A 16,041-nucleotide genomic window follows, 5' to 3' on the forward strand; every position below is an offset into this window, starting at 1 on the left:
GAAGGCACATAGGCAAAACAGTCCGACGGCCTCTATGATGGAGGCCATGACGACTCTTGCGCCGCCTGCGCCTCTGCGCTCACCCTGCCCGCCCGGCGCCTGCGATTGCGGGCGCGATTCGTTGCTGGAAAATCCCGGCAGCGATCTGCGCATCCTGCGCCTGACTCGCGAGCAGGAAAAAATCCTGCTCGCCCGCCTGGAACAACTCAAAGACCTCGCCGACCTGCGCCATCTGCAAGATCGCATGCACGAACAATTGGGCCTGCGAGTTGAAGTTGCGCCGGGCTTTCATGAAGTGCGCACCATGCTCGGCATCGAGATTCAGATCGAAGCGCTGCCGGGTCTGTGCCGCAAGACGCGCAAAGCGATTCCGGCGGCCATTCGTCGAGGCCTGAGCAACCACCCTGAAATCGCTTTCGAACTCCTCAACGCCCACGACTTGCTGCGCGACACTTGATCATCTTTTCATGCCAACCCGCTTGCGCATCTCTGCAGTGATGCTCTGGCGGGTTTTCTTCATGTCGGCCCACGGCGCGTCGCCGACCTCGTTCAGGCGCTCATGGACATTGCTGATGTTCCACTGATTGCCACCCTTGATCTGCGCCACCTCTTCGCGAAACAGCGGCACCGACACCGGCAGCCCCTCGCGGGTGCGCGCCGCGTAGGCACAAATAGTGGTGGCACCCAAACCGTTGCGCAGGTAATCGATGAAGATTCGTCCAACCCGGTTTTTCGGCCCGGACACCGCGGAAAACCGTTCCGGCAACAAGTTCGCCATATGACTGACAATCGCATGGCTGAAATCCTTGACCTCGTCCCAGCCGTGCTTGCGGGTCAATGGCACCACCAGGTGAATGCCTTTGCCCCCGCTGGTCTTGAGAAACGCCTTGAGCCCCAGTTCATCGAGCACGGTCAGAGTCAGCGCAGTGGCTTCGACCATGCTTTTCCATGGGAGCGCGGGATCCGGGTCAAGATCGAGGACAAAGCGGTCAGGCTTGTCCAGATCGACGGTGGTGGCGTTCCAGGTGTGCAACTCGACCGTGCTCATCTGCACGGCGCCGATCAAGGCTTCGGCGTTGTTGATCAGCATCACCGGCTGACCGGTGACCTCCTTGTCCAGCGTGGTGATGCCGGGAATCGCCAGACGCTCGGCGTTTTTCTGGAAGAACAGTTCGCCGGCGATACCGTCCGGCGCACGCACCAGTGCCACTGGACGATCCTTGAGCTGCGGCAGGATCCACTCGGCGACGCTGGCGTAATACTCGGCCAGTTGCATCTTGGTGGTGCCACTGACCGCATCGATTACCCGGTCGGGGTGGGTGATGCGCACCTTGCCGCTGGCGAGGCCCAGTTGTGACGGTGCTGCTTCAGCCTTTTTCTTTGCCGGTGCAGCCTTTTTCGATGGGGTGGCTTTCGCTGAAGTCTTCACGGGTTTCGCGCGCTCCTCGGTAATTGCCCTGGCCGGTTTGTCATTGCGCAGACCATGGAACACGGCATGGCGCACCGAGCCGTCCTTGGTCATTTCGGCGAATGCCACTTCCGCCAACAGATTCGGTTTGAGCCAGTGCACACCCTTGGCGTCGAAGCCGCTTGGCGGGTTGACCACGGCAGCCTTCTTCACCTGCAACGGCTTGAGTTGGGCAAGGATGCTTTTCAGGGTGGTGTCGTTGAACCCGGTGCCGACCTTGCCGGCGTAACGCAATTCGCCACTGTCGCGGTCATGCAAACCCAGCAGCAAGGCGCCGAAGGCACTGCGCGCGCCCTTCGGATCGGTATAGCCGACAACCACGAATTCCTGACGATGCTTGCACTTGAGCTTGATCCAGTCGCTGCTGCGCCGCGATACGTAAGGCGAACCCAGGCGCTTGCCGATCAGTCCTTCCATTTGCATCTGGCAGGCGCTGTTGAGCAGCGCGTCCGGGGTTTCGTCGAAGGCTTCGGAGAAGCGCAGCAAGGGCTGCTGATGCCCAGCGAGCACTGTGGACAGCGCGGCGCGGCGCTCCTCGACCGGCACTTCGCGCAGGTCGACGCCATTGAGGTAAGGCAAATCGAACAGGTAATAGACGATGTTGCCGCTGCTTCCAGCTTCGAACGCATTCTGCAGTGCCTGAAAGTCCGGCACACCGTGTTCGTTGGCGACAACCATTTCGCCGTCCAGCCACGCCGATTCCAGGCCCAGCTCGGCCAGAGCCTGCGCCTGTTGCGGCAGCTTGTGCGTCCAGTCATGGCCATTGCGGGTAAACAGCTGCACCTGATCATGATCGATGCGCGCCAGAATCCGGTAACCGTCGAACTTGATCTCGTAACTCCACTGTCCTTCGGGGGCGCTGTCGACCAGCGTCGCCAGTTCCGGCTTGAGTTGCGCCGGCAGTTTGGCCTTGCGCGCACCCGTGAGCGTACCGGACGCCGTTCTACGCGGTTTGGCCGGGGCCTTCTTCACCGGTTTGGCTTGCTCGGCGGCAAGCTTGGGTTTGCTGATCAAGGTGCGGTCGCTGAGCACACTGTGCGGCTCGGCACTGAGCACATCGTAATCGTCTTGCGGGCGTGCAGCGCTGTCCTGATGTTTGATCAGAAACCAGTTTTCCTTCTTGCCCGGCATGTGGGTGCGCACCAGATTCCAGAGGCCGGACAGCTTCTCGCCTTGCAGTTCGAATTTAAGTTTGCCCTTGGCGTAAGCCTTGGCCGGGTCTTCCTGCGGAATCCACACACCACGATCCCAGACGATCACATCGCCGGCGCCGTAATGCCCTTCGGGAATGCTGCCCTCGAACGTCGCATAATCCAGCGGGTGATCTTCGACGTGCACCGCCAGGCGTTTGACCTTGGGGTCGAGCGACGGCCCCTTGGGCACCGCCCAGCTCTTCAGCGCGCCATCGAGTTCGAGGCGAAAGTCATAATGCAGGTGCGAAGCGTCGTGCTTCTGGATGCAGAACTGCAGCGCATGCTCAGTCGCCTTGCTGCGGCCACGGCGCTTGATGGCAGCGGGCTCCGAGGTCGCCGAAAAATCGCGCATGCGGTTGTAGTCGTCGAGGTTCCTGGTCATGGCGCACCTGCCTTGTGTCAGCCAATGCGGGTCACAGTCAGCGCGACCACGGCGATCCGGTCTACACGCTGGTAACCGGGGTTCAACAATTCTTCACCGAACACGTCGGGATCCAGTTCGCGATAGGTCCAACCGAATCGCGCCGAATCCAGGCGTGGCACCACCGTGTCGAAAAACGGATCACGGCCATCGACCATGGCCACGCCGGTATACAGCAGTAACGAGCCGCCGGGTGCCAGCCGATTGAGTGCCTGCTCGACGATGCGCAGCGACAACCCCGCACCGAGCGAGCCACCACCGTGCCGATAGGCACGGCCGGCCGGATCGGCCATGTACGGCGGGTTGGCGACGATCAGGTCGAAGTCGCCGTCGGTACCCTGCAACACATCGCTGGCCTGCACCTCGACGTTAACAACCTCGGCCAATGCCGCGTTGATCGCGGTCAGGCGCAGCGCGGCGGGGTTGATGTCCACCGCCAACACCTGCGCTTCGCGCCGCGCGCGGGCAATCAGAATCGCGCCGACGCCCGCCCCGCATCCGATATCCACCGCACGCTGGATCGGTGCAAAGCTCTGCTGCAGATGTGCGTGAATCAACTGCGCGAAACGGTAGGTGTCCGGACCGAAAAACACCGAATCGGCGGCATCGGTAGGAAAGCCCGAATGCACGAACAACAGGTCATCCAGACTCGACCAGCGCACCCGGCTTTTCAAGCGGCCGTCGTAGGCGTCAATCACTTGCGCCTCCTGCAACTGCCGCTGCTCTTCGGCGGACAACAACCCCGGTTCAAACGGGCGCGACCAGCCGAAGACATCACGCAAGGTATCGGCCACCTGCCCCTCGTCCCGCTGGTTGACCCGCTGATGGGTCAAAGGCGTCGGCGTGATGAAACGATAACCGTCGGCCTGCAAGCGTCGACCGAGCTGCAGCAGTGTGAGGTCGTCGGCAGACAAATGTTCTTCCTGATTCATGGAGAATTCCTTAACGCAGACTGGATTTGAGTTCGATGAAGCGACGCGTTGCCAACAGCCCCGCCGGGTGGGCATGGCGGGCCGGTGACAGCCATGGGATCAGCGTGGCCATTTGCGCGTGTCCGTCCTGGCCTTGTAGCGCGCAGGTCAGACGCTGCACATCGGGATCGTGTTCGGGCACGGCGGCGTCCGGGGTGGCGACCTGACGGCTGCGTCTTGGCGTCGTATTCCTCTCCGAGGACGTCCAGTCGCCGGCGATCCAGTCGTGCAGCAGTTGCTTTTCATAAGGACTGAACACGCCGAACATCGCCGCACCGTCGCCGTCGATCAACTGCCAGAAACGGCTGGCCTGCGGATCTTGATTGCGCTTGATCCAGCCCTTGTCCTGCATCACCTGCAGAAACCCGGGCAGTTGCCCGGGCGTGGCCAGCCACTGATTGACGGTTTTGCCGTCGAAGCGGCAGTAGTCGGAATGCATGTGCTGACCAAACGGACGCTTGCGCTCGAGCATCGCCAGCACTTCCTGTTCCAGGTCGAAACCCTCGATGATGGCGCGGCTGCCCTGCCCCAGATCGTTGAGTCGATAGCCCAGCGCTACCCGGCGCAGAAACTCGCTGCGATCCGCTTCCAGCGGCAGCAGGTCGAGCACCGCCTGCACGGCTTTTTGTGCATGGCCGGTGCTGGCGTTATCGATGGTCACATGCAGGGTGAAATAGTACGGATCGATGCCCAACTCGCTGAGCTCATAGGCACTGATCAGCAGGTGCAGCGGCAATTGTTCGTAACCGAGGTTGTAACCGATCACCTCCGGCAAACAAGCTTCACCGCAGGCACCGAGTGCCAGTTGCAATGCACCTTGCAAGTAGCGCTCATCGGCGATGACGCTGGCATCCTGCAAACCGTGTTCAGCGAGCAGTTTGCGATAGATCACCACATGGTTTTGCGCAGGATTGCCGTCGCCGAGTTCTTCCAGATAGGTACACAGCAAGCCATCAAAACGCGGATCGCGCCATTGCGCCAACAAGCCGTACAGCCACGCGCCATCGACCAGTTTGGTCGGTGCCACGGCTTGCAGAAAGTACAACGCATGAGCCTTGTTGCTGAAGTACTGGCGCGGTCCGCCCGCCTGACGCTGTTGCAGGTAATCGGCGTACTGCCGGGCAACTTCGGTGCAGTGCCCGGCGACCCAGTCCTGCCACACCGACGGATCCTGCGGCAGTTCTTCAGGCAGCAGCGCGGCGCGCTGCAACTGCTCGGCGAGAAAATCCTGCGCGAGGGTGTCAGGCGAATGCTCGAGCAGCAGCGCCTCATAAATACGCCGCAGGTCACCGTCGGCAATGATCGGCTGTGGCTGCGCGCTCGGCGCTGGCAGGGAAGTCAGGGCAGTCATGTCAGTGTTCTCACTCGGTTGGCCGGTCAGGGCGTTGTTTCACGCCTCTACAGCAGCAGAGCAACCGCTACGGAGAAAAATTCAATCGACATGAAAATTGCCCTGACGGACGGCGATCAGCGCCAATTCTCTTTCACTTGGTCAGTTGGTCAGTTGGTCAGTTGGTCAGTTGGTCAGTTGGTCACTGTAGGAGCTGCCGAAGGCTGCGATCTTTTGATTTTGTCTTTTACGATCAAGATCAAAAGATCGCAGCCTTCGGCAGCTCCTACATTTACATCGTGTAATGGCTTGGGTTCGTGAACTGTCATTGGGCAGCTAGTGTTGAAGGACGATGGTTACGGAGGGCAATGGAATGCCTGAAGCTGCAAAAGCCTGCGGTTTACGCAAGGGACGCTATTCGGAGGTTGGGCGGGTTTATTTGCTGACGGCGGTGGTTAAGGAGCGTCGGCCGGTTTTTTCCGACTGGAAAGTCGGAAGATTATTGGTTGAGCAGATGCGCGCGGCAGATGAGGCAGGATTGGGCGTGTCTTTGGCTTGGGTGGTCATGCCGGATCACCTGCATTGGTTGGTCGACCTGAAACGAGGCTCCTTGGCCCAGCTGATGTGCCGCGTCAAATCGCGTAGCTGTCGGTCGGTAAACCTGATGTCTGGCAGTCAGGGAAGCCTGTGGCAACGCGGCTATCACGACCGAGCTCTGCGTCGCGATGAAGATTTGAAAGCGGCTGCCCGCTACATTGTCATGAATCCATTGCGGGCAGGTCTGGTAAAGCGCTTGGGTGATTACCCGCTATGGGACGCAGTCTGGCTCTGAAGATCAAAAGATCGCAGCCTTCGGCAGCTCCTACATTTGGAACGATTTTCCCCTGTAGGAGCTGCCGAAGGCTGCGACCTTTTGAGTTTTGCTTCAGCCCTGCCCCTTGGCCTGCTGCTCCAGATGCACCTGCAATTGCGGATCGATCTGCAGCGCGGCAGCCAGTTCATCCAGGTAGTTGCGTTCGGCGTCTTGCTGGTGGTCCACCAGGATCACGCTGACCAGGTACATCTCGGCAGCCATGGCCTGGTCGTCGTTGGCCGCCTGCGCGACTTCGTTCGCATCCAGCGGTTTGGCAACTTCAGCGTTAAACCATTGCTGCAATTGTGGATCGTCGGTGTGTTTGCCAATCTCTTCATCGATCATCTGCCGTTCCCGGTCATCGATCTCACCATCAGCCTTAGCTGCCGCGATCAGCGCCCGCAGCACAGCATGCCCGTGCTCCTCGACTTCGGGCCCGGCCAGCAGATTTGCGGTTGGCGGAATCTGTTGTGGCGCCGCCGACGCCTGACTGCGCTGCCAGGCCTGATACGCCTGGAACGCCATCATTCCCAACGAGGCCAGTGCCGCATAATTGGTGCCGCCGGAACGACTTTGTGTACCGCCGCCACCGAGTGCCCCGCCCAACGCGCCGCCCAATCCACCGCCGCCACCGCCGCCAAGCAAACCACCCAGCAATCCACCCAAACCGCCCAGCCCACCGGACTGCGCGCCACTGGCGCCTGTACTCGCGCCGCCGCCCAACAGGCCACCGAGCAAGCCGCCCAGTCCGCCCAGACCTGCGCCGGCCGAGGCGCCACTTGGTTGTCCCGCCGAGGCCTGGCCTCGCAGCAGTTGTTCGAGCAAATCGCTGGTGTTCATGAGCTCGTCCTCAGGCATTGGCATTCACCGCGTCAGGCAACGATAGACCGGCGCAGCCATCGCGCCAGCACCGTCTGGCTGACACCGGCGGTTTCCTCCGAGGTATTTTTCGAGCGGCCAGCTAAGATTCAACGGTGGTGAACCTTATCCCGGCCAAACCGGTCGATAGCTGCAACCCCGACCCGGTTTGCCGGCGCCCTTTGCTCGAGGGTGATACCCGGCTTGCTTCATTTTTCTGGAGAACGCCCCTGTGATATCGACCGTACACATCGCCAGGCTCAAAGCATGGGGCGCCCATGGTTTTACCGCGACCGGCGTGGTCACTGCCTTTCTGGCGACCCTCGCCCTGCTGGAGAACCAGCCGACCCATTGCCTGATGTGGCTGGGCGTGGCATTGATCGTCGACGGCCTCGACGGGGCGCTCGCGCGCAAGGTCAATGTGCAATCGGTGCTGCCGAGTTTTGACGGCTCGATCCTCGATCTGGTGATCGACTACCTGACCTACGTGTTTATCCCGGCGCTGTTCATCTACCGCTACATCCCCCTGCCCGACTACACCCTGCTGCTGAGTGTGTCGCTGATTCTGGTGTCGTCGCTGTTCTGCTTCTGCAACGTCAACATGAAAAGCAAGGACAACTATTTCGTCGGTTTCCCCGCCGCGTGGAACGTGGTTGCCCTGTGCCTGTACATCATTGGCCCGGGACCGTGGATCACTTTTCTGACCATCATTGGCCTGGCGCTGCTGACCGTCACCCGCATGAAGTTCCTGCACCCGTTCCGTGTGCGCCGGTTCATGCCGATCAACATCGCGGTAACGGCAATCTGGCTGTTGTGCAGCCTGTCGCTGGTGCTCAATCACCCGGTGATCAATCCGCCGGTGATGGGGTTGTGGCTGCTGATGTCGGCGTACTTTCTGGGGATCTGCATCTGGCGTACGGCGCTGGAGTGGGTTGATGGGGCACACCTGAAATAGCGCCAGACCTGCCAAACACGAATACCTGTGGGAGCTGGCTTGCCAGCGATTTCGTACTGTCAGTCGACATCGTTTTGACAGGACGGCCGCCATCGCTGGCAAGCCAGCTCCCACAGGGATTGGCATTGTTCCGCCATTCAGCGTTTGGTGATCACCACCTCCAGATACTCGCTCGGCACCACCAGCGAACCGGCTCCCGCCCGATTCGAGCGGTTGAGCAAGTCCGCCAGATCACTCTCCAGCGCCTGACCGCTTTCCGGCGGCAATGCCGCGAAAGCCTTGTGCACCGGCCCGTACCAGTGACGGAAGATGTCGATGAAATGCGCCGCCGAGCGATAACGGAAGTTGAACGTGCGGCGGGTGACCTGCAGCAGAAATTCGCGCTCATTGAAGTGGCTGTGCAACCACGCTTCGGTGCCCCAGTTCGACGGCGGCTGGGCCACGGCGGGAGGCGGGACGTGGCGACCAAGCACCTTGAACATCTGGCCGACGAAGCCTTCCGGCGTCCAGTTCGCCAGACCGATGCGCCCGCCCCTTCGGCAGACCCGCGCCAGTTCTGCAGCTGCAGTGGCCTGATCCGGGGCAAACATCACGCCGAAGGTCGACAGCAGCGCGTCGTAACTCTCGTCGGCGAACGGCAACGCTTCGGCATCGGCGACCTGAAAAATCACCTCCAGATGCTCGGCCCGCGCCCGATCCTGTCCACGCTCGAGCAGCGCCGCGACATAGTCGGTCGAGGTCACCTTGCAGCCACGCCGCGCTGCCGCCAGGGTTGCATTGCCGTTACCGGCGGCGACATCCAGCACCTCTTCATCGCAGCGCAGGTCGCAAGCCTCGGCGAGGTTTTCGCCGACGATCTGCAAGGTGGTACCGATCACCGCGTAATCGCCGCTGGCCCAGGCGACTTTCTGGCGCTCCTTCAGACCCGTCAGATCAATGGGCGTACTCATCAATCGTGCTCCGCAGCAGGTTGGAGAACTTCATTCAGCCGTGGTCGGGTCAATGACCGTCATCACCCGTGCCACGCTGTTGGCCGGGAAGCCGCCCAGCCTGGCGTGCTCGCGCACCTGCTCTTCGTCAGGGGCGATGTAGACGCAATAGATTTTGTCGGCCGTGACGTAACTCTGCAGCCACTGCACCTGTGGCCCGAGTTCACGCAACACCTGGCAGGAGGTTTGCGATACGGCTTTTAGTTCTTGCGGCGACAGCTTTCCGGCCCCTGGAATCTCGCGTTCAATCACGAATTTCGGCATGGCAACCTCGCGTTCTTTTTATCAGTGACAGGGACGGCAGTGGCCCTGCTCATCCACTATCGCGCCGAGGGTCGATGGCGTCCCTGCCAATCGTCCGAAGAGCCTGGAAAACCCTGGCTTGGCCGATGAATGGCGGCTTTTTGTAAAGGCCTCGAGACACTTCGAGATTGCCATTGCATGGGGCATTCGGTTTTTATGCTTTCCCGTGTTCCGTGAATGGATTCCATCATGTCCCTGCGTCTTGAATGGCTCGTCGATCACCCGCAGCACAGCGACACTTACGCCGAGTGGATCCACCGCCAGTTTGCCTACGAATATACCGAGCAACCCTTGACCGAATGGCAACGCGAGTTCGCTGCCGGCCAGAACAATGGTGACTGGTCGTGCCTGATTGCGCTGGACGGCGAGCGCCTGCTCGGCGGTGCGGCACTGGCCCGGGCGGACCTGGCGCTGCGTCCGGATCTCGGCCCGTGGCTGGCATGCGTGTTTGTCAGCCCGCAAGCTCGCGGCCAGGGGCTGGCAGAACGGTTGATCGACGGCATCAGCCAGGCGGCGAAACAGCGCGGCTTCGCACGCTTCTATCTGCACACACAGAACAAGCAGGACTATTACGCCAAACGCGGCTGGACAGTGCTGGAGCGCTTTCGCGCCTGGGACAACGAGCAATGGCTCATGGTGCGCGACCTGTGAGCCATTGATATGCGCGGGCGGTGACTCTCGATGCATCTGAGCACTCAGTTCTGGTTGTTGCAGCCATCGGCGAATTTACGGTAATCCAGCACTTGGGTTTTGCCTGCCGAATCGAGGTAGGTCATGCGCGCATCGACAATGCCGCAGGTCACAGAGGTGTCCTGGGTCATCGACAGCACTTTCTGCACGTCCAGGTGCGTGCCGTAGGTGTAGGTGTGCGGGGTGATATCGGCTTCGGCACGGGCCGACAGGGTGCAGATGTTCAGGGCGGCGAACAGGCAGGCGGCGATCACGGATGTGCGGGTCATGGCGGTTACCTCAAGGCGTGGGTGGGTTGAGCCGAGGCAAGCTGGATGCGCCTCGATGGAGCCTATTTGAGGCGCCTGAGGTATCACGTCTGTGTCTGGAAATGCCCGTTATGACGCGTTGTGTATCTGCGCCACCCGGAGATACACAGCGATACAAAACCCTGAAAAAATCGCGTTTTTGCGTGTATCTGTATCCGTCATGGCGCCAGATACACTGCAATACAAACCCCGGCAGGCAAGCCGGCGCAGGCTCGATAGACTGCATGGCATTGCCCTTTGATAGAGGTTCTGCACCGATGGAACATGTCGATCACATTCTCATCGTCGACGACGACCGCGAGATCCGCGAGCTGGTTGGCAATTACCTGAAAAAGAACGGCCTGCGCACCACCGTGGTCGCCGATGGCCGACAGATGCGCAGTTTTCTCGAAGCCAACACCGTCGACCTGATCGTGCTCGACATCATGATGCCCGGCGACGATGGTCTGCAGTTGTGCCGCGAGTTGCGCGTGGGCAAACACAAGGCCACGCCGGTGCTGATGCTCACCGCGCGCAACGATGAAACCGACCGCATCATCGGCCTGGAAATGGGTGCAGACGATTACCTGACCAAACCGTTCGCTGCCCGCGAACTGCTGGCGCGGATCAACGCCGTGCTGCGGCGCACGCGGATGCTGCCGCCAAACCTGGTGGTCACCGAAAGCGGTCGGCTGCTGGGCTTCGGCCGATGGCAGCTGGACACCTCGGCCCGTCACCTACTGGACCAGGACGGCACGCTGGTCGCGCTCAGCGGCGCCGAATACCGTTTGCTGCGAGTGTTCCTCGATCACCCGCAACGGGTGCTCAGCCGCGATCAGTTGCTCAACCTGACCCAGGGGCGCGAGGCCGATCTGTTTGATCGTTCCATCGATCTGCTGGTCAGCCGCCTGCGCCAGCGTCTGCTCGACGATGCGCGCGAACCGGCTTACATCAAGACCGTGCGCAGCGAAGGTTATGTGTTCTCGCTGCCGGTGGAAATTTTCGGGGCTTCGGCATGAGTTTCAGGCTGCAGTGGCCACGAACGCTGGCGTCACGCTTGTCGCTGATCTTTCTGGTCGGGCTGATCCTCGCTCAGGCGCTGTCGTTTGGCGCGCAGTACTACGAGCGTTTCCAGAGTGCCCGAAGCACCATGCTGGGCAATATGCGAAACGACGTCTCGACGTCGATCGCCATCCTCGATCGCTTGCCCGCGCAGGAACGGCCCGCCTGGCTCAAGCAACTGTCCCGCACCAACTACGACTATCTGTTGAGTGTCGGCGAATCCGGTGCGCCGCTCGACCCCGAGGCCGACGAGGTGCCGGTGGCCGTGACCTCGATCAGCGCCGCGCTCGGCGGTGCACACCCGCTGGGCTTCACCCGGTTTGCCGGGGAGCAAAAACACTTTCAGGCCCACGTCAGACTCAGCGACGGCAGCCCGGTGACGATTGATGTGCGTCCAGCCATGCCGCCCTTGTCGCCGTGGCTGCCGGGGGTTTTGCTCGGACAACTGGCGCTGTTGATCGCCTGCACCTGGCTGGCGGTGCGCATTGCCATCCGCCCCCTCGCCCGCCTCGCCAACGCCGTGGACACCCTCGATCCCAACGCCCATCCCGTGATGCTCGACGAGCAAGGCCCGATCGAAGTGGCCCACGCCGCGCGGGCCTTCAACGCGATGCAGACACGCATCGCCGCGTATCTGAAGGAGCGCATGCAACTCCTGGCAGCGATTTCCCACGACCTGCAAACCCCGATCACCCGCATGAAGCTGCGTGCCGAGTTCATGGACGACTCAGTGGAAAAAGACAAACTGTGGAGCGACCTCGGCGAAATGGAGCACTTGGTCCGCGAAGGCGTGGCCTACGCCCGCAGCATCCATGGTTCGACCGAAGAAAGCCGGCGCACCGACCTCGACGCCTTCCTCGACAGCCTGGTGTTCGATTACCAGGACATGGGCAAGGATGTACGCCTGATCGGCAAGAGCGCGGCGGTGATCGATACCCGCCCCCAGGCACTGCGGCGGGTGCTGGTGAACCTGACCGACAACGCGTTGAAATTCGCCGGTGCCGCCGAAGTCTGGGTCGAAGCCCACAAGGATAGCCTCGCAATCACCGTCATGGATCGTGGCCCGGGCATCGCCGATGCCGAACTGGCGCATGTGCTGCAACCGTTCTATCGCGTGGAAAACTCGCGTAATCGTGATACCGGCGGTACCGGTCTGGGACTGGCGATCGCTCAGCAACTGGCCATGGCCCTCGGAGGTTCGCTGACCCTGAGCAATCGCGAGGGCGGTGGGCTGTGTGCCGTGCTGAGGCTGCCGCTGCGCTGACCCCCGCACAGATCCCTCATCGGAATTGCAGGCTCACACAGCCTGCAAGGTTCACCCGGCCCGGCTAGACTGATTCATTACCCAGTCGAGGGGGAATGCAGGACGACGTCAGCTGTGCCCTGCCCATTTCCGTGACCATCGCCCTGCGGCCCATGCCTCGACAACGTTTTGCCACCGGACGGTGATCCTGTATCAGGAGCACTCGTGATGGACGAATCAAGACTCAACGCATTCATGGGCAAACTGGTCAACGACATGGGCGGCGCCGCAATGCTGGCGAACGTCATCGTTGGCGAAGAACTCGGGCTGTATCGGGCAATGGCCGACAGTCAGCCGATCACCCCGCAAGCCCTCGCTGAAAAAACCACCTGCAATCCCCGACTGGTGCGCGAATGGCTCAGTGCGCACGCCGCGTCCGGCTACATGGAGCATCACGATGGCCAGTTCCGTCTGCCAGAAGAACAGGCGCTGGCACTCGCCGTCGAAGACTCACCGGTGTACGTCGCCGGCGGACTCGGCGTGGTGGCCTCGTTTTTCCATGACAAGGACAAACTGGTCAAAGCCATGCGCGGCAACGGCGCCCTGCCCTGGGGCGATCACCACCCGTGCATGTTCAGCGGTACCGAGCGCTTCTTCCGCCCCGGCTATAAGGGGCACTTGATCGCGGAATGGCTGCCGGCGCTGGACGGCGTGGTGGCCAAACTGGAAAAAGGCGCCAAAGTCGCCGACATCGGCTGCGGCCACGGCGCTTCCACGGTGATCATGGCCCAAGCGTTTCCCAAATCGCACTTTGTCGGTTTCGATTATCACGCGCCGTCAATCACCGTCGCCACCCAGCGCGCCGAAGAAGGCGGTGTCAGCAGCCGGGCAGAATTCTTCCAGAGCACCGCCAAAAGCTATCCCGGTGACGGCTATGACCTGATCTGCTATTTCGACTGCCTGCACGACATGGGCGACCCGGTCGGCGCTGCGCAGCATGCGTTCAAATCATTAAAGGACGACGGCACGGTGCTGTTGGTCGAGCCATTTGCCAACGATACGCTGGACGACAATATCAACCCGGTCGGACGCCTGTTTTATGCGGCCTCGACCTTTATCTGCACGCCGAATTCGCTGTCCCAGGAGGTCGGCCTGGGGCTCGGCGCGCAGGCGGGTGAAGTGCGCTTGCGCAAAGTGTTTGCCGAGGCCGGGTTCAAGCACTTCCGCCGGGCAACGCAGACGCCGTTCAATCTGATTCTGGAGGCGCGCAAATAATTCACCGCTATCACGTGTGGCGAAGGAGCTTGCTCCCGCTGGACTGCGCAGCAGGCCTGTTCTTGGGCTTGCCTTGCAATCCAGCGCGAGCAAGCTCCCTCGCCACACGGTTAATGCTAACCTGCGGGCACCGTCCTCCCCGGAGTGCTGAGCATGCTCGACAGCCCGACCCGCGAACACTTCAACACCCTGTGCCAGGCCATGGCCGATGGCGATTTTCTGGTGCTGACCGGCGCCGGCATCAGCACGCCATCGGGCATTCCGGATTATCGCGATAACGAAGGTGTGCGCCGGGGCCGGCAACCGATGATGTATCAGGAATTTCTCGCCGCTCCCGAATCCCGCCGCCGCTATTGGGCGCGGGCCATGCTTGGCTGGCCCCGGGTGCGTCAGGCGCAACCCAACGCGGCGCATACGGCACTGGCGGATTTGCAGCGCCAGGGACGGATCAGCGCCTTGATCACACAGAACGTCGACACCCTGCATGATCAGGCCGGCAGTCAGGATGTGATCGAATTGCACGGCAGCCTGCACCGGGTGCTGTGCCTGGATTGCGGCCAACGCAGTGCGCGCGATGAGATTCAGCAACGCATGGTCGAGCAGAATCCGTATCTGGCCGGGGTCGATGCGGTGCAGGCGCCGGACGGCGATACCCTGCTCGATCCGGCCTTCGAGGCGCGCTTTCAGACGCCGCAGTGCCCGTATTGCGACGGGGAGCGGATGAAGCCGGACGTGGTGTTCTTTGGCGAGAACGTGGCGCAGCCGACGGCGGCGCGGGCCATGGCCGCGGCGGAAAAAGCCGAGGGTTTGCTGGTGGTGGGTTCGTCGCTGATGGCGTATTCAGCGTTCCGTCTGTGCCGGGTGATCGCCGATCGCGGCAAGCCGTTGCTGGCGATCAATCTGGGCAAGACCCGCGCCGATGATCTGTTGGATCTGAAGATCGAGGCGTCATGCGAACAACTGCTGCCGTTGCTGGCGCAACACTTATCTACCTGAATACCGAAAATCCCTGTAGGAGCTGCCGAAGGCTGCGATCTTTTGGCTTTGTTTTTTAGAAGCAAGATCAAAAAATCGCAGCCTTCGGCAGCTCCTACAGGGGTTAAACGTTTGAAGATCAGTGTTCGGCTTTGAGGATGTCGAACAGTGCCTGCGCCGCTGCCGACAGTTCATTGCCGGGCTCGGTCAGCACGCCAATCGCTCGCTCCACTGAATCATTCAAGGTCAGGCAATGCGCGCCCAGTTCGAGCATCTGCTCGGCACACAACGCCGGCACTGCACTCACTCCCAGGCCACTGGCGACCATGCGCCCGACGGTTGCCAGTTGATGGCTTTCGAACTCCACCGGGAGCTTCATGCCCCGGGCCAGCAAGTGTTCTTCGAGCATCACCCGCACTGTCGACGGCCGTTGCAAGGTGATGAACGGTTCCTGCAGCAAGGTCTGCCAGTCGATTTCGCCAAGCCTGGCCAGCGCTGAATCTTGCGGCACCACCGCGACAAAGCGGTCCATGTACAGCGGCGTGAACGTCAGCGAGGTGTTCTGCATCGGCTCGAACGCGACACCCAGTTCCACGTGGCGGTCGCGCACCATTTCCAGCACTTGTTCGTTGATCACGTCGTTGACCGTGACATTGACGTTTGGATAGCGCGCGCGAAACGTCTTGAGGATCGGCGGCAACAGGTTGCCGGCAAACGACGGCATCGCCGCCAGCGTCACCCGTCCGCGTTGCAGACTGAAACGCTGGCGCATTTCGTCTTCGGCGTTGTCCCAATCGGCGATCAGGCGCCGAGCCAGCGGCAGCAGCGATTCACCCTCGGCGGTCAGCGCCACATTGCGCGTGTTGCGACTGAACAACCGCCCGCCCAAACCCTCTTCCAGCGCCTTGATGGTCAGGCTCAGCGCCGATTGCGACAAGTGCAGACGCTCGCAGGCCACGGCGAAACTCAGGCTCTGGGCCACGGCGAGGAAGGCGCGGATCTGTTTGATGGTCATACTGGATAACGCCCTGTTAGCGATATTGCCGAGTAAACGCCGTATCCATGTAGGAGCTGCCGCAGGCTGCGATCTTTTGATGTTGTTTTTTAGGATCAAGATCAAAAGATCGCAGCCTGCGGCAGCTCCTACAGGGTAACAGCTGAAATTATT

The 16,041-nt window shown here is 61.2% G+C and carries 17 protein-coding genes; 9 read left to right on the top strand and 8 right to left on the bottom strand.

What is annotated here, in order from left to right; all coding sequences use genetic code 11:
- Window positions 1-46 precede the first annotated feature (46 nt).
- A complete protein-coding gene (locus tag GTQ41_RS16195) occupies window positions 47-457 on the top strand; it encodes a hypothetical protein (protein ID WP_196302423.1) in 411 nt (136 codons plus the stop codon).
- Here the strand turns inward: GTQ41_RS16195 and ligD are convergent, their stop codons facing one another.
- The 3 genes from ligD to GTQ41_RS16210 are packed head-to-tail and all read right to left on the bottom strand — an operon-like array spanning window position 458 to window position 5,404.
- On the bottom strand, window positions 458-3,043 hold the full coding sequence (gene ligD, locus GTQ41_RS16200; RefSeq protein WP_217325310.1) for a DNA ligase D: 2,586 nt from the start codon (window positions 3,041-3,043) through the stop codon (window positions 458-460). It lies immediately after the preceding gene.
- Between the two features lie 17 nt (window positions 3,044-3,060).
- On the bottom strand, window positions 3,061-4,014 hold the full coding sequence (locus GTQ41_RS16205; RefSeq protein WP_047293454.1) for a class I SAM-dependent methyltransferase: 954 nt from the start codon (window positions 4,012-4,014) through the stop codon (window positions 3,061-3,063).
- Window positions 4,015-4,024: 10 nt separating this feature from the next.
- On the bottom strand, window positions 4,025-5,404 hold the full coding sequence (locus tag GTQ41_RS16210) for an iron-containing redox enzyme family protein (RefSeq protein WP_047293451.1): 1,380 nt from the start codon (window positions 5,402-5,404) through the stop codon (window positions 4,025-4,027).
- A gap of 90 nt (window positions 5,405-5,494) precedes the next feature.
- Between GTQ41_RS16210 and GTQ41_RS16215 the strand changes: the two genes are divergently transcribed.
- Together GTQ41_RS16215 and GTQ41_RS16220 are read left to right on the top strand one after the other, a co-directional pair.
- The gene (locus GTQ41_RS16215; RefSeq protein ID WP_155416805.1) at window positions 5,495-5,704 is read left to right on the top strand and encodes a hypothetical protein; all 210 of its coding nucleotides are present in this window, start codon (window positions 5,495-5,497) and stop codon (window positions 5,702-5,704) included.
- A gap of 52 nt (window positions 5,705-5,756) precedes the next feature.
- Window positions 5,757-6,215 carry a transposase gene (locus GTQ41_RS16220; RefSeq protein WP_047293449.1) on the top strand — a complete coding sequence of 153 codons (459 nt, stop codon included), beginning with the start codon at window positions 5,757-5,759 and terminating at the stop codon, window positions 6,213-6,215.
- Between the two features lie 93 nt (window positions 6,216-6,308).
- On the opposite strand, the gene GTQ41_RS16225 is transcribed toward GTQ41_RS16220, so the two are convergent.
- On the bottom strand, window positions 6,309-7,076 hold the full coding sequence (locus GTQ41_RS16225; protein WP_047293447.1) for a tellurite resistance TerB family protein: 768 nt from the start codon (window positions 7,074-7,076) through the stop codon (window positions 6,309-6,311).
- Between the two features lie 250 nt (window positions 7,077-7,326).
- Here GTQ41_RS16225 and pcsA point away from each other — a divergent pair, with 250 nt between their 5' ends.
- The gene (gene pcsA / locus GTQ41_RS16230; protein ID WP_047293445.1) at window positions 7,327-8,049 is read left to right on the top strand and encodes a phosphatidylcholine synthase; all 723 of its coding nucleotides are present in this window, start codon (window positions 7,327-7,329) and stop codon (window positions 8,047-8,049) included.
- 137 nt (window positions 8,050-8,186) lie between these two features.
- On the opposite strand, the gene GTQ41_RS16235 is transcribed toward pcsA, so the two are convergent.
- A complete protein-coding gene (locus tag GTQ41_RS16235) occupies window positions 8,187-8,999 on the bottom strand; it encodes a class I SAM-dependent methyltransferase (RefSeq protein ID WP_047293443.1) in 813 nt (270 codons plus the stop codon).
- A gap of 30 nt (window positions 9,000-9,029) precedes the next feature.
- Window positions 9,030-9,302, bottom strand: a complete 273-nt coding sequence (locus GTQ41_RS16240) for a DUF4242 domain-containing protein (protein WP_047293441.1) — start codon at window positions 9,300-9,302, stop codon at window positions 9,030-9,032.
- A gap of 228 nt (window positions 9,303-9,530) precedes the next feature.
- Here GTQ41_RS16240 and GTQ41_RS16245 point away from each other — a divergent pair, with 228 nt between their 5' ends.
- On the top strand, window positions 9,531-9,992 hold the full coding sequence (locus GTQ41_RS16245) for a GNAT family N-acetyltransferase (RefSeq protein ID WP_047293439.1): 462 nt from the start codon (window positions 9,531-9,533) through the stop codon (window positions 9,990-9,992).
- A 44-nt stretch (window positions 9,993-10,036) separates the two neighbouring features.
- Here GTQ41_RS16245 and GTQ41_RS16250 read toward each other — a convergent pair whose 3' ends face one another.
- On the bottom strand, window positions 10,037-10,300 hold the full coding sequence (locus GTQ41_RS16250; protein ID WP_047293437.1) for a DUF2790 domain-containing protein: 264 nt from the start codon (window positions 10,298-10,300) through the stop codon (window positions 10,037-10,039).
- 296 nt (window positions 10,301-10,596) lie between these two features.
- Here GTQ41_RS16250 and GTQ41_RS16255 point away from each other — a divergent pair, with 296 nt between their 5' ends.
- The 4 genes from GTQ41_RS16255 (at window position 10,597) to GTQ41_RS16270 (ending at window position 14,894) form a co-directional block, all read left to right on the top strand.
- Window positions 10,597-11,337: a response regulator gene (locus tag GTQ41_RS16255; RefSeq protein ID WP_047293435.1), complete on the top strand. Its 741-nt coding sequence runs from the start codon at window positions 10,597-10,599 to the stop codon at window positions 11,335-11,337.
- Window positions 11,334-12,644, top strand: coding sequence for a HAMP domain-containing sensor histidine kinase (locus tag GTQ41_RS16260; RefSeq protein WP_047293433.1), 1,311 nt, complete (start codon window positions 11,334-11,336; stop codon window positions 12,642-12,644). The genes GTQ41_RS16255 and GTQ41_RS16260 overlap by 4 nt, the downstream gene beginning before the upstream one ends.
- Window positions 12,645-12,851: 207 nt before the next feature.
- Entirely contained in the window at window positions 12,852-13,898 is a 1,047-nt protein-coding gene (locus GTQ41_RS16265; RefSeq protein WP_047293431.1) for a methyltransferase domain-containing protein, read from the top strand.
- A gap of 153 nt (window positions 13,899-14,051) precedes the next feature.
- Complete coding sequence (locus GTQ41_RS16270) at window positions 14,052-14,894, top strand: NAD-dependent protein deacetylase (protein ID WP_047293429.1); 843 nt, start codon at window positions 14,052-14,054, stop codon at window positions 14,892-14,894.
- A 118-nt stretch (window positions 14,895-15,012) separates the two neighbouring features.
- Here the strand turns inward: GTQ41_RS16270 and GTQ41_RS16275 are convergent, their stop codons facing one another.
- Complete coding sequence (locus GTQ41_RS16275) at window positions 15,013-15,888, bottom strand: LysR family transcriptional regulator (RefSeq protein ID WP_047293426.1); 876 nt, start codon at window positions 15,886-15,888, stop codon at window positions 15,013-15,015.
- Between the last annotated feature and the right edge of the window lie 153 nt (window positions 15,889-16,041).

The organism is Pseudomonas sp. AN-B15 (genome assembly GCF_019056475.1).
Lineage (GTDB): Bacteria > Pseudomonadota > Gammaproteobacteria > Pseudomonadales > Pseudomonadaceae > Aquipseudomonas > Aquipseudomonas parakoreensis.